Genomic DNA, 24,030 nt, shown 5'->3' with positions numbered 1-24,030 from the left:
GCCTTCGTTCACCGGCACGCGGAAAGACCAGAGGAGGCATTTTATCTCTGCGCATGAAATAACTCCATCTGCTTTGTCAGGCGGGCTTGTGACCCATCGAGGTACTATTTGTGTACATCTTCTGTGCCCCAAGCCCGCCTTTCGCGCATCTGGGGCTATTTCATGCACATCTATAAAATGCAATAAATTAAAAAACTTTGCTCGTTTTTGCGCTGATCTTCCCCAATTTTCTCATTGACAACATATGTCCTTTTCGATATACTTATTAAGTACTTTGTGAAAACAAGGCACCTGGGGGCATAGCTCAGCTGGGAGAGCGCTTGCATGGCATGCAAGAGGTCAGGAGTTCGATCCTCCTTGTCTCCACCAATTAAAAACGTAGTATCCATGCGGCTTTCGGGCTGCATGGATTTTTTTTGCTTACTCGAAAAAGTCAACCGGATAGCTTATCAGATAGCTTATCATTTAAAAAAGGAAGAGAATCAACCTAAATTTTGATTCTCTTCCTCTTTTTTTTTGTATTTTTATTCATTTTTGATAGCAGTTTCCAAATCAAATGGTGGATAATCCTCTTTGGTAATGTTTCCCCTGAGTAAATCAGATATACTTTTCATTCCTTTGAACCAGAAGGAATCTCCCTCATTGATCAAAGCACTCCCAAAATGTTTTAAAGCAGCTTTTCGTGTATCGTCAGCCCCTGCGTAATAAGGACTTGTCGGCGGAACTTCCGGTAGTTTCTTTATTTCATTTTCCGTTAGATAAATATCTGACATTGCACAGAAAATCAAATTAGCACGCTGCCCAATTGAAAAATGAGTTTCCCAAGAGGAAGACTCAATTTCTAAATTTGGAGCTAGAATTGCCATGCCCGAGTTGATACGTAGAGATTCTTCATAATACGGTAAAACATATTGTTTTTCCAATTTCCTTAAGAAATCTTCTCTATATGGATATTCTACATTTCCCAAAAGCCAGTCTAAGCTAACGGCAAAAACCTGACTGATGTTTACAAGCATCGTTTCATTTGGAAATCCCTTTTGAGATTTTACCCAATCATTGACAGTATTTTTACTTTTAGCACCGATAATATCCGCTATTTGACTATAAGAAAGCCGATAGCATTCTTTTAATAAAATAAAACGCCTGGAAAAAATATCTTTAATATCCATAACAGAACCCCTTGACGACCGAAAAACTCGGTCATATAATATAAATAACCGAAAAACTCGGTCAAATATTAAACTGTTCTATTTAAAATTATACCATGAGAGGAGTAGAAAAAATATGGAAAAACAAGAAAGAAAATTTTGGACGCCGGAACAAGTAAGAATTGAAATCTTCAACAAGGAAATCAGCAAAAGCACTTTGTTAAATTTAATTCATGACGGAGCAATTCCGGCAATGCGGGTTGGTCGCCGTATTTATATTCCTGCGTATTGGGTAAAACAGAAAATCGAATTTGCTGATGGTCAAATGAATATTAAAGAAGGAATCGTTTAAAAATGAGGTCTATAAAAGGCGAGGGAACGATTTTCTTTGATAAACGACGGAAAAAATATGTGTTTCAGGAATGGTATACAAACGGGCAAGGGGAGAAGAAACGTAAAACTTTTGTCTCGATTGACCGGAAAGAACTGAAAAAGCGGATAGAAACGTGGAAAAGCGAAATTGAAAAAGGCGTTTTATTAACCGAACCCGAGAAAAATGTTGCTGAATTAACTGATATATGGCTATCCGCTATCAAAAACAGTCTGCAGCCAAGCACGTTTAATTTATACAAGTCCATGATGAAAAACTTTGTAGTGCCTCAATTTGGAAACCGAACGCTTGAATCATTACATCCAATGGAAATCAAAAGATGGATCAATCGCATCTATTTGAGACCGTCTAAAAACACAAAACAGTTAAGCGCACGAACCTGCAATGTAATAAGAAATACATGGCGGACAATGGCAGCCTGGGCTGTAAAAAATGGCTTTGCCTTGAAAAACCCCTTGAATGGAGTACGACTTCTGAAGGAAGAACCTCGTGAAATTCGTTCCCTGAACAGAGAAGAACTAAACAAATTGTTGAACGAAGCCAAATTAGGAACTTATTACAGTTTTACTGATGATCCTTTTGGAGAATATCTTCAAAAAGAAATATATGTAGCCGTTGTTCTTGCTGCCAGAACCGGCATGCGCAGAGGGGAAGTGTTTGGACTTTGTTGGCCGGACATGGAATTGAACAATTCATTGATTCATGTCAGACATAATTTAATGCCTAACGGAAGATTATCCACCCCCAAGACACGCAATAGTGTGAGAAATATTTTGTTGGATACGGATACCGTAGCTATCTTGAAAACGTGGAGAAGTTATCAAGCAAGATATATGAACGAGAATTCCGGCATTGTTCAGCATATGAATAATTTGGTCTTCACTTCGCAAGTTGGAACCCCTTTCAGTGTCAATAATTTCCGGAGCAGACAATGGAAGATGCTGACCGATGCAGCCGGATTGCCGGGACTCGGGTTTCATTCATTAAGGCATACACATGCCACGCAGTTAATAGCGTCAGGTGTTCCTGTAAAGGTTGTAAGTGAACGATTAGGACATAAAGATGTTGCTATGACTATGCGCATCTACGTATCTGTTTTGCCTACAATGCAGCAAATGGCAGTTGATGTAATCGAAAAATGGCATAAAAATACCCCAACAAATGTGGCACCATCTGTTGGGGCAAAGAAGAACGATTAAAAGAGTCAACCTCTATCGTTCTTTTCATCTTATCATTATGCTCCAAGTTTATCAACTACATTCTGCATTTTAATGATAAGGAGGAAACATGTTGAAATCTCAAAATGGTAATTCTAGTGGTGTGCGATTTTACCCCTTGTTTAGTTTCTTATTAGAAAATCCTAAATATAAGGAATTAACGCTGATCGATATAGCTATATATGGAATTTTAGCATGTCGAGCACGTCTTTCGGAGCAGAATAATAAATTTCAAGATGAGGATGGCAGGCCTTTTGTGTATTATGCTGAAGCTGATTTAGAAAAGCTACTTCATATTTCACATCCAACATGTGTGAAGTCGATAAGAAAACTCATAAAAGTTGGATTAATTCTAGTAATAACATACGGAAGGGGATATGCAAATCGGATCTATGTGAATCCTATATATAAAGAAAATTGGGATAATGGAAAAATCCTGGCAGCCCCATTAGATAACGAGTTCCCATGTAAGAAAAATATACTAGAGGGATTAAGAAATTTAAACCCTAGTAGTATAGAAACTTTACTGGAGGTATTAAAAATTTTAACTCCCAATAGTATAGAAACTTTACTGGAGATAGTAAAAAAATTAACGCATGGCAGTAAAGAAACTTTAAACGAGCCGTTAAAAAATTCAACCCACGATGTAAAAAACATTACCCCAATAAATAAGAAGAATATATTAGAAAAAGATATATCTAAAAAAATAAAAGAAAATAAAAATAAAGAAATAATAGACTTATCCTCGTTACTATCTTTTTATCAGGAAAATATTGCAGCCAAAAAAATCCGCTCATTTGAACGGAAAACTATACATGAACTTGAAGTACAGTACGGTGCTGAAGAAGTCATGGAGAGCATGATCATTAGTGTTCGTAACAATAAAAAAAGTTTGAACTATGTTATCAGTGTGCTGAAAAAGAGAGAAGAGGAAAGCATGCTGAAAAAGCTCCACGAAGATAGAATCAAGAAATGTATAGCCGAATTGCAAAAGAATGAGCCTCAAATATTACAAACGCACAAGGAAGAGACGAAGAATTTTCAAACAGAATCGACGCTGATGCAATATCTGAACACAGAACCTCCGTGTATTCCTAACGAGAAGCTTCGCAAAATCAATGAACGTATCCAAGAATGGGAAGAGTATTGCCACGGATATTTTTCTCCACCAATTAAACGTGGGTTAAAGTACCTGCTATTTAAATTTGATGAAGCCAGTGTAAGAAAAATACTTGAAGATAAATCTTTCTTCACCGGTCGAGAAAAAAGCAATATCAAAATATTGGACCAAGCATGGGCCTCGTTGAAAAGCAATGTAGGCACATGCGCGTAAAGTCATGAAATTAACATCAAAGCATAAGCACCGGAACAACGATTGAATCAATTATAGGTTAAATTATAAATTCCCTTGCCTTATTTTATCTGCAACAATGTTGTGTCAAGACCATGTCGCTGCCATGCAGCTCCGATCTTGACACAACATTTTATGCAGATGCTAAGGACAAAAGAATTTATAATTTGATTTTCCAATTATTTAAAAGGAAGTCCATTTTATAAGGAGAGATGTAGTTATTGCAGGATTAGTCCTTTAGAGCGACAATTAACATTTCGCTCCAAAGGACATCCTGCTAAAAGGGCTTCGCCCCTTTAGAATCCCCAAACGAAAGAAGGGAATTATTTTATGAAAGATATTCGAATCTATACCAGAGTCAGCGAAAAAGAATATGAACGAATTAAAACGTTTGCTGCAATTACAAACAAAAGAATTGCAGATTTCATTCGTACAAGAGCATTAGTACCCTTTAATGAAATTGAAAATCTATATACAACGACAATTGATGAATTGAGACGAATAGGAGTCAATCTCAATCAAGCCGTTAAAAAGATGAATCAAGCGGGATGCCAACAGGAAGATGTTGAAAAAGTTTTGAAATACATATCTGAAATAGAGTGTTGGCAAAGTAAATTGATGGAAACAATAAAAGAAAATGACAAAGAGCTTCATGCAGCTTATAAAGAATTGATTCAACAACAAAAAGAACTGGAAACATTACTCAATGAAGGTATCGAATTAGGATATCTGAAGAAAAATTCAAAGCTCGTGAGATTTCTTAGTAAAGAAACGAAATTGAGAAGGAGAAAAAATGGCAATTCTAAAAGCATTATCGAGCAAAAGGGATCCAACGGATATACAGAAGTATCTGCTTCAGGAAAGTAAGACCAGAGATGATTTGATCAGCGGTTATGAGGTTATTCCGGAAAAGTTTGCTCATGATTTCAATACGGTTCAATTCGTTCACGGTAAGGAAAATGGCTGCCGATATTATCATTACATTTATTCCATATCACCGGAAGAAACCCCAAACGTTACCCCGAAACAGATTAATGAACTTGGATATAAATTTGCTGAAAAAGAATTCGGAGAAAAGGGTTTTCAATTTGTAGTTGTGACTCACACTGATACCAATCACCTTCACAATCACATCATCATTAATTCCGTAAATTTCAATAATGGGAAAAAGCTTCAGGTCAACAAGAATGACCTTGCAGCGATGAAAACAATGATGAACGAGTTAGCAAAAGAACGTGGCATCAGTGAAATAAAAACAAATGGACGGCATTTTGCCAATGGCGAATATTGGGTAATGAAGCACGGAAAAGATTCTTGGAAACAGGAATTGAGAGACGTAATAGACCTGACAAAAGCCGAAACAAAATCTTATGAGGAATTCAAACAAGTATTAAATGATAGATGGAAAATTAAGGTAACAAGATACAACGGTCGGGGTATGACATATGTTCACCCCTCCGGAATGAAGGTCAGGGGAAAGAAACTAGGGACAGAATATGATAAGCCAGGTATTTTAAAATATTACGGAAAAGATATTAGTCAGACCCAAACGAAAAGGCTTCATAAAAAGCCAAGACCCTTTATGCTTCATAAACCTAGACCATTCTATAAGGTTAAAGTTAAAACACCACTTCCAAGAAAAATTATCAAGAAGTTCACGAATGAAGAAGATCCCGCAGCTGCCAACGCATTGGCAAACGAATTTGAGAAACAGGAAAGACGGAACCGTGGAAATGATTATGAGAGGTAATTTCTAATGGCTTTAAAAGATGCAGATGGAAAAACAGTAAAGGATATTGTGAAAGAAAAGGAAGTACAGAAACAAAAATCACAGTTAGAAGAACTGAATCACTTAAATCAACAGATTCAAGTGATGAATCAGAAAATCGAAAGAATGGAGAATTTGATTCAAAAACAAGATAACGCTGCTACTGTCAACGCCAACGACATATCAAGAACAATCAAAACGACAGCTGATGCTTTGATCAATCTGCTGAAATACATTATTTTGTTCTGCTTTGCCACTTCTATTATTAGCTTTTTCTGCCTGTTTGTACTGAATAGCAGGTCAAAAGACGTAATGCAAGAATTGAATATCATCAATTCCATTTTGAAAAATGAAAGAGTCTTTTGGTATGACGAAGAAAATCGACAGCTTTATTTAGAGACTAAAGAAAGAATTGAGCAACAGAAGTAGTATGCAAAGTCAGAAAGAAAAACTCAAAAACCCAAATTACCAAACTGCGAATAAAAATCCCTGCCAGGACAAAAAGAGCCTTGGCAGGGATTTTCTATCAGCAAGCTGAAATTTCAATTTTGAGCAATTTAATTGGTATATACAAGAGTTTATACTCGAAAACGAAAAAAGCTCTTCTAATCGCGCACTAGCCCTCATTATTTAATACTCGTTCAAAGAAGAATATATGATAAAATGAAATGGTGTAATAACGATATGAATGTGAAATGATAAATCGTTGCAAAGGAGAAAACGGCAGATGGAAAACGAAGAAAAGAGTTTGGAGCAAGTATTGTGGGATTCTGCTAATGTCATGCGTCAGACGATGGGCGCCGCTGATTATATGAATTATGCGCTTGGTCTTATTTTCTATAAACATTTGTCTGATAAAGTGTTGGAAAATGCTGCTAATGCACTAGTGGATGCGGGAGAGCTTGAAAAAAGTGATGTGGCATCGGAAACACAACGGCAAGCTGCCTATCAAAAATACTATGCAGACAGCGATTACCATGAAGATTTGCTGTTTTCAATGAACATGGATTATGAAATCAAACCAGAATTCACATTTACAGCCTTGGTAGATGAAATTCAGCAAAGGAAATTTCAACTGGAACGATTGAATCAGGCATTTCGGGATGCAGAACAATCAAATCCGGAGCTTTTGGGACATCTTTTCGATGATGTAGATTTGTACTCTACTAAGCTCGGATCTACTCCGCAAAAGCGCAATGAAATGATATCTAACGTGATGCTGGCACTGGCACCTCTCAATCTGGACAGTCGCAACACGGATACCCTCGGCGATGCCTACGAATATATGATTGGTCATTTTGCCTCTGATATGGGTCAGAAGGCCGGAGAATTCTATACACCGCAGTCTGTATCTAGATTACTGACGCGCATTGCAACACGAGAATACATAGATAAAAAAGGGTTTACGGCCTATGATCCGGCAATGGGTTCCGGTTCCTTGCTTTTGAACGTAAACAACTATATCAAGGACAAAGATTCTATTGCCTACTACGGCCAGGAAATCAAGACTTCTACATATAACCTGGCTCGTATGAACATGATTATCCATAACATTCCTGCTACTAATCAGCATCTGCGGAATGGTGATACCCTGGATAAGGACTGGCCTGTTGATGAAATTACGGATTTTGATGCCGTAATGATGAATCCTCCTTATTCTCAAAAATGGAGTGCTGACAAAGGCTTCTTGCAGGATCCGCGTTTTTCGGACTATGGTGTACTGGCTCCTAAATCCAAAGCGGATTATGCCTTCTTGCTGCACGGTTTTTATCATTTAAAATCCACGGGTACAATGGGCATTGTGCTGCCTCACGGTGTGCTTTTCCGTGGCGCTGCAGAAGGTAAGATTCGCGAAAAGCTCTTAGAAAAAGGCGCTATTTATGCTGTTATCGGGCTTCCTGCGGGAATCTTTTATTCAACGGCAATTCCTACGATTATCATGATTCTCAAAAAAGACCGCCCGGGCCGTGATGTACTCTTTGTTGATGGCAGCAAAGAATTTGAAAGAGGCAAACCACAAAATATCATGACGGATGCCAATATTGAACGGATTTTTACAGCTTATCAGGAGCGGAAAGACGTAGATAAGTTCTGTCATGTGGCTACGTATGAAGAAATTCAAAAAAATGAGTTTAACCTTAACATTCCCCGTTATATCGATACTTTTGAACCGGAACCGGAAATAGATTTGGGAGAGCTCAATAAGGAAATGACGGAAACCAATGAGCAGATCAAAGTCAATGAAAAGGAACTGTTGAATATGATGAATGAACTCACAACAACAGATGAAAAGAAAGCTAAAGAATTGCAAAAATTTCTCCAGATGTTGAAGTGAGGTGAATCCAGTGAAACAAGAAACTAAGAAAGTGCCATTAATACGGTTCAAGAAATTTACTGGAAATTGGGAACAACAGAGATTGGGAGACGTTTCGATCAGAGTTCATGGAAATGATGGACGAATGGATTTGCCAACACTTACAATTTCAGCAGCAAATGGTTGGATGGATCAAGAGGACAGATTTTCTGGAAATATCGCAGGAAAAGAACAAAAAAATTATACGTTACTGCATAAAGGTGAATTATCTTATAATCATGGAAACTCAAAGATTAAAAAATATGGAGCTGTATTTTCATTACAGTCATATGAAGAAGCACTAGTACCAAGAGTTTATCATAGCTTTAAAATAACAAATGGGGATGCTGATTTTATAGAATACTATTTTGCAACAGGTAATCTTGATAGAGAATTGGCTAAGCTGATTTCATCGGGAGCAAGAATGGACGGACTGTTAAATATTAGCTATGATGAATTTATGGGAATAAAATTAAGTTTGCCTTCTATTAACGAACAAAAAGAAATTTCTAAATACTTACGAAAACTTGATGAGGTCGTTTCCCTCCATCAGCGTAGGTTAGATCTACAGAAAAAGGTCAAAGCATATTTCCTCCAAAATATGTTTCCTGACGAGGGAGAAAGTGTCCCCAAAATTCGTTTTAAGGGATTTACTGACGATTGGGATCAGCGTAAGCTGGATGCGGTGTTTAGTTTCTTAAAAAACAACACCTTTTCTAGGGCTGATTTAAATTATGAAAGTGGCCTTTATAAAAATATTCACTATGGTGATGTTTTAATAAAATATGGAGAGACTATTGATGTTTCCAAAGAAAAAATTCCATATATTAACAAAGCGCTAACTGTTCCATCAGATGCTATCTTGCGGAACGGAGATATTGTGATGGCTGATACTGCCGAAGACGAAACTGTAGGAAAATGTACTGAAATTGTAGGAGCAGTAGATAATAAGTTAGTTGCAGGCTTACATACAATTCCGTTAAGACCTAAGCAGCGTTTTGCACAAGGATATTTTGGATTTTACCTTAATTCAGAAAAATATCATAATCAGTTGAGACCATTGATGCAGGGAATCAAAGTTACCTCAATTTCCAAAAGTGCTTTACGAGATACGCTAGTAAAATTTCCACAAACTGAACAAGAACAAAGCAAAATTGGGATGTTTTTTATTAGACTTGATAATATCATTACCCTTCAGCAACAAAAAATTGAACAACTGCAATCTCTGAAAAAATTCTTGCTCCAGAACATGTTTTGTTAAGTGGGAGGCGCACTCTGAATGGCAACATATGAATCTGAGCTAAGTATTGGAAAACATCTGATTGAGCAACTCACAGAAAAAGAGTCCCAATGGACATTTAGGGATGATATCCATACCGTTCAAGATCTTTGGGATAATTTCCGTCATATTCTTGTCCGCAATAACAAAGAAAAGTTTGATGAGCACCCCTTGACGGATAAAGAATTTCTCCAGGTACAGAACCAACTGCGATTTACTACGTTTTATGATGCAGCGAAATGGCTGATGGGAGAAAATGGTATTGCACGAGTACGTATACAGCGGGAAGATGCAAGCTTGGGAACCATACGTCCCATTGTTTTCAAAAGAGTTGATATTGCCGGCGGATCTTCGGTATATGAAGTGGTGCATCAAATCGAATTTGAACGAAAAGATAAGATGAGCTGTAATCGCCGCGGCGATGTGACACTGTTTATCAACGGTCTTCCCATGATTCATGTGGAACTTAAAAACCGCAGTCACCCCTATAAGGAAGCTTTCAATCAAATTAAAAAATATCTGAAGGAAGGGGTTTTCACTGATATCTTTTCCACACTTCAGATGTTCGTGGTTTCCAATGGGGCAGATACACGGTACATTGCAGCCGCTTCTGAAAAAAGGCTTAACGAAAAATTCCTTTCTGTCTGGCTGGATGATAACAATCAGCCGATTAATGATTATTTGTCATTTGCAAAAGAGGTACTTTCGATTCCTGCTGCCCACAAGATGGTTTCTCAATATACGGTGCTAGATGACGAGCGTAAAGCGCTTATCATGCTTCGCCCCTATCAGATTCATGCCATTGAAGCCATAAAGGATGCAGTCAATCCGTATTCCGATGGTGGTAGACATTCCGGCTACATATGGCATACAACCGGATCAGGAAAGACACTCACAGCTTATAAAGCTGCTCATTACCTGACTCAAATTCCCAGTGTTGACAAAGTGATCTTTGTGGTTGACCGCAGGGATCTGGATAACCAGACAACGGGTGCATTTAAGGCATATGCCGAGTGCGATAGAATCGCTGTGAATAAAACGGATAATACCAGTGATCTAGTGAAAAAGCTGCAGTCAAAGAATGGGGATGTGATTGTCACAACCATCCAAAAGTTACAGATTGTCATGAAACGGTATCCGGAGGGTTCAAAGAAATATGAGAAGCTCCATAATCTTCGTCTGGTGTTTATCGTAGATGAATGCCATCGTGCTGTGTCGCCGGTTGCTCAGGATTTGCTTAATAAATATTTTGCAAACCCTTTGTGGTTTGGATTCACGGGAACACCGATTTTCAGTGAAGATGCAAAAGATAGTCCCGGGGATCTCCCCAAAACTACGGAAGAACAGTATGGTAAATGCCTGAATCGGTATACCATCAAAGAAGCCCTGCACGATGGCTCCGTTCTTGGTTTTCAGGTGGAATATCGTAATACCTTTGATATGGAAGAACTGGCAAAAAAGAATGGTATTACTTCGTGGGAGCAGGATGAAGACGGGTATGATTTGGAATCGGTGCTGATGAAGAATAAAATCATCGATGCTGCCTATGAAGATGAAAACCATATGCTGAAAGTGGTTGATTTTATCATCAATAAGTCCAGTGGGAAACTGGGCTTGGATCGGGGCAAAGGGAACACTTTTACGGCTATTCTTACTACGAGTTCCATTAAACAGGCACAACGCTATTATCAGCTGTTTAAGCGGGTAAAGGCGGGAAAAGAGCCCTCTGTAACCATTCGTGATGAGATTAAAAGAAAGTTATCCGACTTTCCAAAGGTTGCCATCACGTACTCCGTCAGTGAAAATAATGATGATAGCTCTTTTAATCAGGATCAGATGAAAGAGGCACTGCAGGATTACAGTGAGATGTTTGGCAAACCATATACGATGGAACAGCTTGATACCTATAATGTAAATGTTAATGACCGTTTGGCTCGAAAGCAAGACGATTATCAAGTGCGGGAAAATCAGCTTGATATTGTCATTGTTGTAGATCGACTACTAACCGGATTTGATGCACCGTCTTTGTCAACGCTATTTGTTGACCGCAAGCCGATGCGTTCTTACAGTATCCTTCAGGCGTTCTCTCGTACAAACCGTCTGTATGATAATCAGAAAAGATTTGGGCAGATTGTTATTTTCCAAGTACCGGCACACTTCAAACGAGCCGTGGATCACGCAATGACTCTTTATTCTGCCGGAGGCGGTAACTTTGTTCAGGCTCCTTCTTGGGGGGAAGCAGAAAAGAAGTTTCGTGAGGCAATTCAGGCACTACGGAAAGTTGCACCGACACCGGATGCAGTCGATTCGCTGACAAAGAAACAACAGATTGAATTTTTGAAGGTATATAGAGATTTCGATAATGCCTATTCGGATTTGCAGGTTTACTCGGAATTTGAAAGTAAGAATTTAGTCAGGGATTATCATATCAATAATGATCTGATTGAGGCTTATGGCGGGAAATTCGTTAACATAAAAGAAAAATTTAAAGGTAATGATTCTAATGATCCCGACATTAATACCGCAATTAACTACGACCTTCTTTGCTATCACAAAGATCAGATCGATGAAGACTATATTTTAAAGCTCATGGAAGCTGCACGTGCGGACGCGTCTGCCCTTGTCGTTGGACAAAGTGCGAGAATTCAAAAGATTATTAAGGAGATTAACGAAGAAATTGCACGGTTCCGCAAGACCAATCCAGCTCGAGCAGAAATCTTGGAAGAAATTTGGAAAGAATACCAAGATAACCCAGCTCTATTCGTGAACCAAAACTTTGCCGATATCATGAATGACAGGGTACAGGCAAAAGTAAAAGGCATAGTTGATGCATTCGCAAAAGAATGGTGTGTAGATCCGGATACGTTAGCTTTCTTTATTGGGACGTATGATGTAAACAAAGATCCGCAAGATAAACAGGTCAACCAAGATGCACTGAAAAAAGCAAGCAATGTAAAAGAATATCGTAAGACACATCCGGATATAGGTTTGAAATATTGGCGCTTGTTGCTTGAAGCAGTACGAAAACTCTATACGGAGAAATTACAACAGTTGATTGGATAGTGGAAACATATCTTCTAATGCACAGAGATGGCACTGAAAAGGAGAATCTGCTTCCTTTGAGAAATCCTAAATCCTAAACGGCTGAAAAAAGCCTCTTAGAACGCTTTCTAGAATGCGATCTGAGAGGCTTTTTTCTAATATAGGTTGTTCCGTATAGGGCATTGGAGAGAAAAAGAGAAGATTAATAAAATAATGACAAAGTAAAAGTATTAAAAGTGAAAACCATAGAAAGAAGCTAGATGAGTGTTAAAAGCATGAAATAGTAAATATACATTTAAAAGTATAGTAATAAATGACGATTTTTTTGATAGGCAGATAGCTAATTAGATAGCTTATCAAAATATTTTACTTGTCCTGATTACCCTGTTTGACTTACTTGCTTCAATATTTTGTGGTTTGAGACGGTAAATTAGACTATTTGTTGTAGATGGACAAGCCGTATAATACGCTCTATGCATGGCATGCAAGAGGTCAGGAGTTCGATCCTCCTTGTCTCCACCAATTAAAAAATTAAAAGAGGCTGTTAAGAATGCGGACGCATTTCTTAACAGCCTCTTTTTTCGCTGCGTGGGTCGCCCACGGAAGATAGTACCAATCTATTGCCAAAAGCGCTTTTCGGCTAACTGCAGCTGCCTGCATCTGCTATCTGCTGGCTGCCTCAAGTTTTTCCCAACAATCTGCCCGCACGATTGTACTAACCACTCGCCGCTAACCTCTAATCAAATTTTCATACCCCGTACCTTATAGGGGTACATTACGAATTCTCATAAAGGTCGGAAAATATGCGATATAAAGAAAGCCAATGGCAAGGAAATATCACCATTTTAAATCCCTATAAAAATTCTAGGAAAATTTTTCAAAAATCTCTTGACATATACCTATACAGGGTATATTATAATGACCGTAAAGCAAAGACACACAAAACAAGACTTAAATACCTATGATATGTATAAGAAAGGCGGAGTAAAAAATGACAGCGCAAAGCGATAACATCCTGGAAGTCAGGAATTTAAAAAAGACGTTCAAAATGAAGAGCGGCCATACGGTAGAAGCCGTCAAAGGGATTTCCTTCAATGTAAGAAGAGGCGAAATCTTCGGCTTCCTCGGACCTAACGGTGCCGGCAAGAGCACGACGATTTCCATGCTGACGACGCAGCTTGCTGCTAACGGCGGCGAAATCATGATCGACGGGATCGATGCCCGCCGCAATCCAGTCGCAGCCCGCGCCAAGATCGGTGTTGTTGCTCAGCACAACAATATGGACCGCAGCCTGACGGCTCGTGAAAACCTGTTGTTCCATGCTAAATACTTTGGCATGGATGACAAGGTGGCAGAAAAGAAGGCCGATGAATACCTCGAAAAATTCGGACTGGCCGAATGGCAGAACGATTACGTTTCCTCATTCTCCGGCGGTATGGCGCAGCGCCTCAAAATCGCCCGCGCTATGATGCACACGCCTTCCATTCTGTTCCTGGATGAACCGACGACCGGCCTTGATCCTAACTACCGTGAAATCCTGTGGGAACAGATGCTGGAACTCAATAAGCAAGGTACGACGATTTTCCTGACGACCCACTACATGGAAGAACCGGAACGTTTCTGTGAGAACATCGCCATTGTGAACCACGGCGAACTCAAAGCATTGGGCACTTCCGAGCAGCTCAAGGCACTGATTCCTTCCAAGAACATCATCACGTTGAAACTGGATTCGATTACGGACGATGACGCCAAAGCTGCTGCCGCGCTTCACGGCGTACAGCAGGCCAAAATCCAGAACGGAACGCTGCAGCTCTATATGGATACCAAGCAGCCTGATTTCGATGCTATTATCCGCTGGACGGAAGGCCGTAACAAGGTGCTGCAGAACATCAGCCTGAGTACCAGTACGCTCGATGACGTATTCTTATACCTGACGGGCAGTGCAATGAACGCCCCTGAGAAATAAGGAAAGAGAGGATAAACTATTATGAACAATCATTATTCCGGTGCCTTCTGGGCCATGGTTCATAGAGATTTGCTTGCACAGTGGCGCGACAAAGGCGAATTCATTTTCCGCGTGGTTATGCTGCCGCTGATCCTGATTATTACGTATGGTTATGTACTTCCTGAAATTGGTCTGGTTCCTGAGACCTTCCCGACGCACATGTTTGCCGGTATGATCGGCATGAGTATCCTGATTACGGGTATCCACGGTACGGCTATTCCGTTCACGATGGATTTCAACAATATGCATGAAATTGAGGATCGTCTGCAGGCACCTGTTCCGTCCAACCTGGTCGCTTATGCCAAGATGCTGGTCGGCATCATTGAAGCCTTCATCGGCGGCCTCCTGGTACTGCCATTTTCTGCTTTCTTCATGGGCGATAAGGTCAACCTGGTCATCCAAAGCGGCCGCATCGAGTGGCTTGTTCCGGTCTTGATTTTGATCGCTATCGCTTCTGCTACGATGGGCCTCCTCGTAGGTACAATCGTAAAACCGATGCAGATTGCCGCTATGTTCCCTGGCTTCCTGATGCCTATGGTATTCTCCGGAGCCATCTTCTTCACCTGGAACAGCCTGGGTGCCGTTCCTATCTTCCAAAAGATTATTCTGATTAACCCGCTCGTTTATGCAAACGAAGCACTGCGGTACGCCTTGACTCCGCAGATCGACAGCATGCCGATTGTCTGCAGCATCGCCGGTCTTATCATCAGCAGCCTCATCATGGGTTACTTCGGATTCAAGCGTTTCCACCATATGTGCGTGAACCGCTAACACTGCTAATTCACCTATCATTTACATACTCCCTTTTTATAGTCTTCCAATGACTTTTCTGTGCCAATGCCGCAGATGCGGTGCGAAAGAGGCTGAGAAAGAATGCGTGAGCATTCTGGCTCAGCCTCTTTTGTGTGTGTAAAATACGCAAGGTGGGGGAAAAATGCTATCTTCCGCCGCTTCGCGGCCCCTCCTTCCGACTACATGGAAGGAGGTCCCAAAGAAGCACCTTCATGGAGACCCTCTTCGACGTCGCTCCGCGACATTGAAGAGGGGAGGACCGCAGGAAGGCCTGATGGCATCAGGCCTTCCGAAACAGCGGTGGTTGATGACCCTCTATTTTTCTTTTTTCTTTTGGCAAACCGACGTCAGGAGGTTTGGCTTCGGCAGTACCTTTCACGCCGCAATGCGGCGTCGAAAGGAGGAGAATCGCTTGCGATGGAGGATAGAATCTTTAAGGTGAGAAAAAAAGCTATCATCCCCCGCACTCGTCAGCGCTTCCTATTGTCAGCGCTGACTGCGGTCCCTCCTTCTTTCGAAGCCGCGTCAAGCGGCTTGAAAGAAGGTCTCTGTGGCGGATGATGTCCCTTTCTGCCGAAGGCTGTACTCACTGTCGCAGTAATCTTTCTCAAGAATCCCCCAAGGCAGCTGCCCGCACGTGTGCGCTAACCCCTGCACACTATCCACTTTCCACTGCCATCTGCTCACGATTTCCCATCCACTGCCTTCCTTCCGGGTGCTATAATAAAGCCATGAAATCAATCCTTTCTCAATGTTTTGAGGAGAATTTTTATGAGAGATACGAAAAAAAGAAGTACATTATGGGAGACACTGCTGGGCGCATTGAGTGCTCCCGCGTTTTGCAAAGCCATGAATCTGACGCCGGAAGGGGTAAAGGAACAGTTTCAGGAATACCACCTGAAGGCGGCTTGCCGCCGTCTTAAAGCCGCTGCGGACGCAAACGGACGGTTTGCCGCGGGCGCCGTGCTGCCGATTCTGCAGGATTACCTGCCGGTGCTCGCGGATGAGCCACGGGAAGGGTGGCTCGTCGACTGCTATAACTATGTACTCCGGAAGATTTTCCCGGAAACGACGGAACCGGAGAATGCGGATACGGCTGTCCGGTACGAAGCGGGACGCCGCGTTTTTCTGCAGATCCTGCGGGGGCTGTACCATTACGAAAAGATGCACCTTCCCTTCGATCCGCGGTACAACTTTGAGATGCTCCCTGCCAAGGAAATCAAAAAAGAGCATTTCACCCGGGAATATCTGCGTTTACGGACGCTTGTCCGGGATGACTATATCTACGAATACATGCGCCTTGCTGCAGAGGTGACGCCCTTTAACGCCCTGGGGCATATCGGCGGCGTGACCTACGTAGCGACATTTATGGCGCGCCAGCTGCACAAACGGGGTGTTCCTGTCGATGTGGCACTCATTGCCGGTGCGGCGGCTGTCCATGACATGGGTAAATATGGCGTTAAAAAAGGGGAGGAACGGCGCGTTCCTTACCTTCACTATTACTATACGGATATCTTTTGTGAACGCGAGGGACTGCCCCAGATGGGCCATATTGCCGCCAACCACTCCGTGTGGGATCTGGAGCTTGAGAACCTGTCCGTAGAATCCCTGCTGCTCATTTATGCAGATTTCCGCGTGAAGAGTTCCCGCAATGAAAAGCATCAGGAAGTCATCCATTTTTACACACTGAAGGAAGCTTTTGATGTCATCCTGAGCAAACTCGACAATGTGGACGATGCCAAACGGCAGCGTTACCAGAGGGTTTATGCCAAACTCGCGGACTTTGAGGACTACATGCTGGAACTCGGTGTCACGACTGAGCTTCCCGATAATTTTGCCCAGGCTCCCGCGAGAGAACGCATCGTGAAGCGGAAGGAAAAAGTCCTCATGGAAGGCGAAGAAGTCGTGCGGCAGCTGAAATTTACCGCCATTGCCCACAACATCGAGCTCATGGCTATCTTCCGCAGTGAGAGCGACTTCGGCAACCTCATCGAAGCGGCCCGCAGTGAACAGAACTGGAAAAACCTGCGTACGTATATCACCATCTTTGAGGAATATTCCACGTACATGACGGAACAGCAGAAACTGATGACGCTGCAGTTCCTCTTTGAACTTTTGAGCCATCGCGAAGAAGACATCCGGGTGCAGGCAGCCGAGCTGATGGGACGCATTGTGGCGAGGTTCAACGAGCGTTACACCAAGGAACTGCCGAAAGGCGTCAATCTGCCGCGCAAAAAAGTGACGAATCAGACGCTCTTCAGCCAGTTCGTCGCGCAGATCATCAACCCGGGCCGGCGCTATACGCAGCAGCATAAGAACTGGATCGGTTCCTGCCTGGGGCCTTTTGTCCGGTCCGTCCTGGCAACGCGTTACGAACGGATTGGTACAGCAGCCGCGAATATTGCCGAGGACAAAAATCCGACGGCGCCTTATCTTGAGGTGCTGCAAAAGTACTATGAAGCTGTGTCGCCGGATCCGGAAGAACGCATGACGCTGCTGCAGGCACTGCTTGCCCTGCGGCCGGAAGATCTGACAGAGGGTTTCTGTCAGGTCGTGCGCGCATACCTTGCCAAGGCAGCACAACAGGAGGAGAATACGATTGTGCGCCTTGCGGCCCTTTACGGCATGCATCATCTCTTCAAAAAAGAGCTGGACGAAACGGAATTTATCCGGCAGCTGCTCAGGACGATGAACCTTCCGGAAGGTCTGGAGCAGTTCCAGGGAAGGGAAAGCAGCCTCTTTCTCGAAGACCTCAAAACCGGTACCCACTGGCTGGTCAAGATTGCCAATATCCACCTCATGTGCCATGCCCTGCTGCAGCAGAAAGAGCAGCAGAGCGGGATGCATCTCGGAATGCACCTCTGCAACCTCGTGAAAGTCAGTGAACATCTTGCCGTGCGCCAGGCCGCGGGTGAGGCGCTGCTGGCGATTGCCGACTCCATGACCTATTCCCAGCGCAACGAAATGGCAGTCGAACTTTTTAACGGTCTCGAAATCGGGGACCTGCAAATTGCCAAATACGTTCCGGAATACCTCGGCAAGATGGCGCTGAAGCTGCGTCCGGGAGAACTTGATGAATTTATCAGTACCCTTCAGGACGAAATCGAATCCACAAACTTCCAGCTCGCCACGTCAGCCGTCAACACAATGGGCGTGATGCTGGAAAACTTCCAGGATTTTTCCGCACAGATGCCCCAGGACGACGGACAGAACGAAAAGCGGCAGCTGCGGCTCCTTTACGCCATGCTGCGGGCCTATGCCCACTATGACAAGGAGCTGAGCCGCGACGCGTTCCGCGATATCGGTACGTATATTTTCCATAGTCCTGTGATGCCGGAAATCCGGAAGGATTTCTTCTTCCTGCACAGTTATAAGAAAATCTGGGTACTGCTCAACGAAAATACGGAAAACATGCTGGACTTTTACAGCAACGCGGCCGTGCTGAACCATATTTACCGCTTTATCAGCTGGTCTGAATTTGCCCATGGTCATTTTGTTTTCCCGCCGGAGCAGAAAGTCTGCTTCTATCCCGGCACCTTCGACCCGTTCAGCAGCGGTCACAAGGCCGTGGCCAAGCGAATCAGGGATATGGGCTTTGTCGTTTACCTGGCACTTGATGAATTTTCCTGGTCCAAGCATACACAGCCCCGCCTGATGCGGCGGAAAATCATGAATATGTCCGTGGCAGATACGGAAAATATTTACCCGTTTTCCGAAAACCTGTCGGTGAACATTGCGAACCCGGACGATATCAAAAAGCTGAAAGAGATTTTTGCGGATAAGGACCTCTATATTGCCGTCGGGTCCGACGTTGTGGAAAATGCTTCCGCCTACCGTCAGGATCCCGGCCCCCATACGATTCATTCCGTCAATCACATCATCTTTGAACGGGAAACCCGTGAGCAGGCCAACTGGTATTCTGATACTACGCCGGCCAAGGCAAGGGAAAAAGCAACGGAAAAACTGATCAAGGGCGACGTCATTCATCTGAAACTGGATAAATTCTACGAAGATATCAGTTCGACACGTATCCGTGAAAATATCGACCAGAACCGGGACATTTCCGCCCTGATCGACACGGTGGCCCAGAACTTTATCTATGCCAATAACCTGTATCTGCGTGAACCGGCCTATAAGCATGTGCTGGAAGCGCAGGAAATCGGTATCGGAGAATTCCGACCCCGCACGTGGGAAGAACTGCCACATTTGCAGTCCATGATAAGCAGTGTCGGCGCGAATCCTTTGCTTCTCCAGCGTTATCTGGAATGGGACGGTCACGGCGCGCGGCGGGTTTACACACAGTATGTGAATACGGGCGGCCGCGGCGAGCATGTGATTGCTTTCGGCGCGGTGCACCAGGTGCCTATGCAGAATCTTCTTGTGGAATTCCGCGACGCCCGGGTGGCGGAACACGTGAGGGAAGAAGCTTCCGGACGCATTGCCGCCATCGGTTATTTTTACGTCAGCGACGACAGCAGCATTTCCTATCCGGGACAGATTCTTCTCGCGGAGATGATGACCGAGCTGATTAACCGCGACTTTACGTACGTCGTGTATCACCCGATTGATCCGTCCGGCTACAATGAACGGACGGTGGAAGCGCTGACGCGTCAGGGCTTTGTGGATATTGCTCCGGAAGGCTCGCCTCATCCTCTCTACGCGGTGCACATCAAGTCACCGGTCGTACTTTTCCGGGATGTGGAAACAACCATCAAAAATCCTTTTAACAAAAATCCACGGGTGCTGCGGGCCCTCGATAAAGCTCACAACAATCTGCTTGGCGTCATGCGCCGAATCTATCCGGGCAAGCTGATCCTGTCCTTTAATACCAGTGCCATGCACTATCGGATCATCCAGAAGGTGGCGCGCCTGAACGGCGTATCCACGGCGGAAGACCCGCAGAAGCGGCGGGGACCGTATATGTCCGTGCCGTTCGGCAAGGCCCTGAGCGACGTCCTGGTACCGAACACGGTGACGAAAGCCCTTCATATCGAGAAGTACTTCAACCGCGCCGTGAAAGGATTTATCTTGGCGGAAGCTCACCACTATGCCAAGGTAGATAACCAGGTAAAGACCATCAAATCCTTCCATCGGCCCGTCATCCTTATTGACGACCTTTTGGAAAAAGGACACCGCATGCGCATGCTGACGCCGTACCTCAAAAAGAACGACGTCGAGGTCAAGGCGGTACTGGCCGGCGTCATGAGCGGTTTTGCCATGGACCTCATGGCGCAGCAGGGATATCACTGCGAATGCGCGTATTTCCTGCCATCGCTCGAAATGTGGCTGAATGAAAGAGACTGCTACCCGTTCATCGGCGGCGACAGTATCGACAATGCCAATAACTACAGCGGCTACGACCGGAACCCGTCCGTCAACCTGATCCTGCCCTACGTAAAACCGGAATTTATCCGGCACGGCGACGAGGACGCGGCCTTTATCTATTCCCTGACCTGCCTGCAGAACGCGAAACTCATCATGGAAACGCTCCAGGCCGAATACCAGGCGCTTTATGAAAAACGTCTGACGCTGAAACGGTTGGGCGAAGTGATTACCGTACCGCGCATTCCCGATATCGACATCGGGGTAAAATTTGATACCAACATGGATCCCACGCGCTTTATCGAAAATGATATCGAACGGCTGGTGCGCCTGCGCTGGGGAGAACTTGGCCTCAATCTGCAAAGCGAAAGCGAGCGGAACCGGGGCGGCGAATAACCTGCTGAAAGGAGCATAGACTCATGGAAAAGAGACTTTATCATATCAGTGACCTGCCGGCGGAAGCAGGCGTAAAGGAAACCCTGCCGCTTACGGGACGGCCGGCGCTCAAGGAGAAGAACCGCGTCCATATCCTGGCCCTGGGGGACGTGGGCAGGACGATGCTCATCGGGCTGCGCCTCTTGGGGTCTGACAAGATTGCTTCTATCGGCATCTGCGACCTCAATACGAAGAACCTGCAGCGTCTTGAAATCGAAATGAACCAGATTCGTTATCCTTTTGCTACGGGCGAGCGGGTACTGCCGAAAGTCGATATTGTGGAGGAGAAAAACCTTTTTGACTGCGACGTCTTTATCTTCTGCGCGTCGAAAGGCATCCCTCCCATCGGCGTCAAAGGAGACGTGCGGATGGCCCAGCTGGCGGCCAACAGTGAGCTCGTGCGGCACTTCGGAGCCCTTGCCAAAGCAGCGGACTTCAAAGGCCTTGCCTGCATTGTTTCCGACCCCGTGGACAACCTGTGCCGTGCCTTTCTGGAAAGCTCCGGTCTTAAACCCTATCAGGTATCGGGCTTCGGCCTCGGCGTCATGAATGCCCGGGCGTGCTACTATGCCGAAAAAGATCCGCGCATGACGCACTACCTGACAGAAGGACGGGCTTTCGGACCGCATGGCCAGGACCTTGTCATCGCCGACAGCCTGACCCATTACAACGATGAACTGTCGCGGGAACTGACCCAAAAAGTCGTAACCTGCAACCTTGCCGTGCGTGACCTTGGATATAAACCCTACATTGCACCGGCCCTTTCGAGTGCAGCCATTTCCATTCTTCTGACCCTGCGGGGCGAATGGCACTACGGCTCCCTCTATCTGGGCGACGGGAAGCGCGGTGCTTTCCTGGGCGTCAAGAACCGCCTGACCGAAGAAGGCTTTGAATATGAAGACGCCGACTTGTGTCCTGAACTCTACGCGCGGATTAAGAACGCCTATCTGAACTTGTGCAACGCGTGAAAGAAGGCTTTACCATGCTTTATGTCGTTAAAATGGGCTGGGAAGAGGGCAGGGATACCCGGCGCGTCGACGGCGTCCTTGCCAAGGCACTCGCTGGTATTGACTGTGCCACCGTGTCCAGCCTTGCAGATTTTGAACTTCACTTTCCGGATGAGGAGGAAAGGAAGGCGGGTGAGCCGCGCCGCGTACTTTTTGTTGTGAATCTGGCACGCGGCGGCATCAGCGTCGATTTCGCCCGTATCATCGCGTATATTTCCCAGCACCATCACTGCCTGGAAAACTGCATCGGCAGTGTCGTTGTCGACGGCGCGGAAGAACTCTTTACCAAAAAAGCCGGCCGGGAGATGATCTTCATCGCCAACCGGTCGGGCTGCGGGTTCCCCGGGTCACCGCTTGTGGAAGCGACCGGGTCCCTGTATAACTTCAATATCCGGGCCAAGCTGCAGGGCATCGTCAACCTGCGCGCCTACGAAAACGCCGTAAAGAAACTGGTGGAGCAGCTCCTCAGCTTTGAAGGCGCGCCGGCGCCGGAAGGCGGAAAGCACAAGCTTGCTTTCTTCCATGCCAGCAGCCGCAAGACGTCCAATACGCTGCTCCTCTGGAGCATGATTCGCAAGCATATGGAAGGTAGGGCCGACATCCGGGAAGTCAGCCTGCGCAACGGTTCCGTCGTGGACTGCCGGGGCTGCAGCTATGAAGCCTGCCTCCACTTCGGTGAAAAAGGTGACTGCTTTTACGGCGGCGTCATGGTGGAAGAAGGCTATCCCGCTATCCGCGAAAGCGACACCCTGATCTTCTGCTGCCCTAACTATAACGATTCCGTCAGCGCCAACATCATGGCTTTCTTTAACCGCATGACCGCGCTCTTCCGGTCGGACTTCAAGGAATTCGCTAAAAAGCGCGTCTTTGCCCTCGTCGTCTCCGGCTACAGCGGCGGCGACATCGTGGCAGAGCAAGTCATCGACGCCATGAACTGCAACAAACACTTCATCCTGCCGCCTCACTTTGCCCTCATGGAAACTGCCAACGACCCCGGCAGCATCCTGCAGTGCGAAGGGATTGAAGAAAGAGCGAAAGAAATGGCAGGGAGAATTTTGGGCTGATAGGGACTAAAAAAATAAAACGGAGTATACGTTTCGTAGTGGAAGCGTATACTCCGTTTTTTATTTAGTCTTCGGGATGCTTGGCATCGAGGTCAATCTTATCGAATGTCGCCTGCATGACTTGTTCGTCCGAGAACCCAGCTTTGAACATATTTTTAGTGATTCTCAGTCTTTCACGCTCCTGCCATTCTAATGCCCATCGGTCGAATTCATCAGCAAGGAGCCTATACTCTCTTCTCACCTGGCCAAGCTTTTTAACAAAGGCAACCTCTTCATCAAGTTTTTCGATGAAAGGATCTGTGATGGCCATATCTTTTCCGTCTACGTACCTGAGAAAGGCAGCAAGAAACGGGTCCTGGGCTGCATCGGCACCCTTTGCATTCAGGAAGATTTCTGTTTGCCCATCATCTAAATCTAATTTGGGATTTTCTTTGCAACGGAAACCAAATTCGTATTTTGCCAGCCCGTTGCTGAAAGGATCATAGGTACAGATAAAAATAATATAAGTGTCGTTCAGCTCTTCGCAGGGCGTGCCATTTCTGATTTGCTCGTCGGTCATGAGGTCTTCCTCGTGGCGCATATATTTTACCAGAAGATTTGTGCTGTCGTAAGTACACTGCATTTCAACATCATAGATTTTGTCGGTATCATCTCCCACGTGGACTTTCACCCGGACACCTCTTGATGGCAGGAGCATATTGATTGCTTTATTCTCTGTGGGGTAGGTGATGTCCTTCACCTTGATATGCAGGAGCTTCTCAATCAAGGTTTTGCAGAGCTCTTTGTTCTGCATGACACGTTTGAACATGAAATTATCCTGGATTGTGAGTTCGTCAAAAGGTTTGATTAGTTTCAT

The 24,030-nt window shown here is 44.6% G+C and carries 16 protein-coding genes and 1 tRNA gene; 15 read left to right on the top strand and 2 right to left on the bottom strand.

What is annotated here, in order from left to right:
* The first annotated feature begins 293 nt into the window (after positions 1-293).
* A tRNA-Ala gene (locus LKE33_01895) sits at positions 294-369 on the top strand.
* A gap of 155 nt (positions 370-524) precedes the next feature.
* Here the strand turns inward: LKE33_01895 and LKE33_01890 are convergent.
* Positions 525-1,169: a hypothetical protein gene (locus tag LKE33_01890; protein MCH3949678.1), complete on the bottom strand. Its 645-nt coding sequence runs from the start codon at positions 1,167-1,169 to the stop codon at positions 525-527.
* A gap of 115 nt (positions 1,170-1,284) precedes the next feature.
* On the opposite strand from LKE33_01890, the gene LKE33_01885 reads away from it, so the two are divergent.
* The 14 genes from LKE33_01885 to LKE33_01820 all read left to right on the top strand — a co-directional run bounded on the left by LKE33_01885 (position 1,285) and on the right by LKE33_01820 (position 23,174).
* A complete protein-coding gene (locus LKE33_01885; protein MCH3949677.1) occupies positions 1,285-1,500 on the top strand; it encodes a helix-turn-helix domain-containing protein in 216 nt (71 codons plus the stop codon).
* Positions 1,501-1,502: 2 nt separating this feature from the next.
* Positions 1,503-2,738 (top strand): site-specific integrase, encoded by a 1,236-nt coding sequence (locus LKE33_01880; GenBank protein ID MCH3949676.1) that lies wholly within the window; start codon positions 1,503-1,505, stop codon positions 2,736-2,738.
* A gap of 88 nt (positions 2,739-2,826) precedes the next feature.
* Positions 2,827-4,089 carry a replication initiator protein A gene (locus LKE33_01875; GenBank protein ID MCH3949675.1) on the top strand — a complete coding sequence of 421 codons (1,263 nt, stop codon included), beginning with the start codon at positions 2,827-2,829 and terminating at the stop codon, positions 4,087-4,089.
* A 348-nt stretch (positions 4,090-4,437) separates the two neighbouring features.
* Complete coding sequence (locus LKE33_01870) at positions 4,438-4,974, top strand: MobC family plasmid mobilization relaxosome protein (GenBank protein MCH3949674.1); 537 nt, start codon at positions 4,438-4,440, stop codon at positions 4,972-4,974.
* Positions 4,901-5,857, top strand: a complete 957-nt coding sequence (locus tag LKE33_01865) for a relaxase/mobilization nuclease domain-containing protein (protein MCH3949673.1) — start codon at positions 4,901-4,903, stop codon at positions 5,855-5,857. Before LKE33_01870 ends, LKE33_01865 begins: the two co-directional genes overlap by 74 nt.
* Positions 5,858-5,863: 6 nt before the next feature.
* Positions 5,864-6,304 (top strand): hypothetical protein, encoded by a 441-nt coding sequence (locus LKE33_01860; GenBank protein MCH3949672.1) that lies wholly within the window; start codon positions 5,864-5,866, stop codon positions 6,302-6,304.
* Between the two features lie 298 nt (positions 6,305-6,602).
* Entirely contained in the window at positions 6,603-8,210 is a 1,608-nt protein-coding gene (locus tag LKE33_01855) for a type I restriction-modification system subunit M (GenBank protein MCH3949671.1), read from the top strand.
* Between the two features lie 10 nt (positions 8,211-8,220).
* The gene (locus LKE33_01850; protein MCH3949670.1) at positions 8,221-9,489 is read left to right on the top strand and encodes a restriction endonuclease subunit S; all 1,269 of its coding nucleotides are present in this window, start codon (positions 8,221-8,223) and stop codon (positions 9,487-9,489) included.
* Between the two features lie 18 nt (positions 9,490-9,507).
* Positions 9,508-12,570 (top strand): type I restriction endonuclease subunit R, encoded by a 3,063-nt coding sequence (locus LKE33_01845; protein ID MCH3949669.1) that lies wholly within the window; start codon positions 9,508-9,510, stop codon positions 12,568-12,570.
* 970 nt (positions 12,571-13,540) lie between these two features.
* On the top strand, positions 13,541-14,515 hold the full coding sequence (locus tag LKE33_01840; protein ID MCH3949668.1) for an ABC transporter ATP-binding protein: 975 nt from the start codon (positions 13,541-13,543) through the stop codon (positions 14,513-14,515).
* Between the two features lie 21 nt (positions 14,516-14,536).
* A complete protein-coding gene (locus tag LKE33_01835) occupies positions 14,537-15,325 on the top strand; it encodes an ABC transporter permease (GenBank protein MCH3949667.1) in 789 nt (262 codons plus the stop codon).
* A 792-nt stretch (positions 15,326-16,117) separates the two neighbouring features.
* Positions 16,118-21,064, top strand: coding sequence for a phosphohydrolase (locus LKE33_01830; protein ID MCH3949666.1), 4,947 nt, complete (start codon positions 16,118-16,120; stop codon positions 21,062-21,064).
* A gap of 23 nt (positions 21,065-21,087) precedes the next feature.
* On the top strand, positions 21,088-22,071 hold the full coding sequence (locus LKE33_01825; protein ID MCH3949665.1) for a lactate dehydrogenase: 984 nt from the start codon (positions 21,088-21,090) through the stop codon (positions 22,069-22,071).
* A 14-nt stretch (positions 22,072-22,085) separates the two neighbouring features.
* Positions 22,086-23,174 (top strand): NAD(P)H-dependent oxidoreductase, encoded by a 1,089-nt coding sequence (locus LKE33_01820; GenBank protein ID MCH3949664.1) that lies wholly within the window; start codon positions 22,086-22,088, stop codon positions 23,172-23,174.
* A gap of 64 nt (positions 23,175-23,238) precedes the next feature.
* Here the strand turns inward: LKE33_01820 and LKE33_01815 are convergent, their stop codons facing one another.
* Positions 23,239-24,030: an Rpn family recombination-promoting nuclease/putative transposase gene (locus LKE33_01815; GenBank protein ID MCH3949663.1), complete on the bottom strand. Its 792-nt coding sequence runs from the start codon at positions 24,028-24,030 to the stop codon at positions 23,239-23,241.

Origin of the sequence: Acidaminococcus sp. (assembly GCA_022482815.1) — a bacterium.
Classification (GTDB): Bacteria; Bacillota; Negativicutes; order Acidaminococcales; family Acidaminococcaceae; genus Acidaminococcus.
Note: the sequence above shows the minus strand (reverse complement) of the source record. Positions and strands in the feature narration are given on the sequence as shown.

What these genes read in the sequence shown, in the direction of transcription:
- LKE33_01890 (MCH3949678.1), bottom strand. Translation starts at nt 1,169, where the DNA reads ATGGATATTAAAGATATTTTTTCCAGGCGTTTTATTTTATTAAAAGAA.
- LKE33_01885 (MCH3949677.1), top strand. Translation starts at nt 1,285, where the DNA reads ATGGAAAAACAAGAAAGAAAATTTTGGACGCCGGAACAAGTAAGAATT.
- LKE33_01880 (MCH3949676.1), top strand. Translation starts at nt 1,503, where the DNA reads ATGAGGTCTATAAAAGGCGAGGGAACGATTTTCTTTGATAAACGACGG.
- LKE33_01875 (MCH3949675.1), top strand. Translation starts at nt 2,827, where the DNA reads ATGTTGAAATCTCAAAATGGTAATTCTAGTGGTGTGCGATTTTACCCC.
- LKE33_01870 (MCH3949674.1), top strand. Translation starts at nt 4,438, where the DNA reads ATGAAAGATATTCGAATCTATACCAGAGTCAGCGAAAAAGAATATGAA.
- LKE33_01865 (MCH3949673.1), top strand. Translation starts at nt 4,901, where the DNA reads ATGGCAATTCTAAAAGCATTATCGAGCAAAAGGGATCCAACGGATATA.
- LKE33_01860 (MCH3949672.1), top strand. Translation starts at nt 5,864, where the DNA reads ATGGCTTTAAAAGATGCAGATGGAAAAACAGTAAAGGATATTGTGAAA.
- LKE33_01855 (MCH3949671.1), top strand. Translation starts at nt 6,603, where the DNA reads ATGGAAAACGAAGAAAAGAGTTTGGAGCAAGTATTGTGGGATTCTGCT.
- LKE33_01845 (MCH3949669.1), top strand. Translation starts at nt 9,508, where the DNA reads ATGGCAACATATGAATCTGAGCTAAGTATTGGAAAACATCTGATTGAG.
- LKE33_01840 (MCH3949668.1), top strand. Translation starts at nt 13,541, where the DNA reads ATGACAGCGCAAAGCGATAACATCCTGGAAGTCAGGAATTTAAAAAAG.
- LKE33_01835 (MCH3949667.1), top strand. Translation starts at nt 14,537, where the DNA reads ATGAACAATCATTATTCCGGTGCCTTCTGGGCCATGGTTCATAGAGAT.
- LKE33_01830 (MCH3949666.1), top strand. Translation starts at nt 16,118, where the DNA reads ATGAGAGATACGAAAAAAAGAAGTACATTATGGGAGACACTGCTGGGC.
- LKE33_01825 (MCH3949665.1), top strand. Translation starts at nt 21,088, where the DNA reads ATGGAAAAGAGACTTTATCATATCAGTGACCTGCCGGCGGAAGCAGGC.
- LKE33_01820 (MCH3949664.1), top strand. Translation starts at nt 22,086, where the DNA reads ATGCTTTATGTCGTTAAAATGGGCTGGGAAGAGGGCAGGGATACCCGG.
- LKE33_01815 (MCH3949663.1), bottom strand. Translation starts at nt 24,030, where the DNA reads ATGAAACTAATCAAACCTTTTGACGAACTCACAATCCAGGATAATTTC.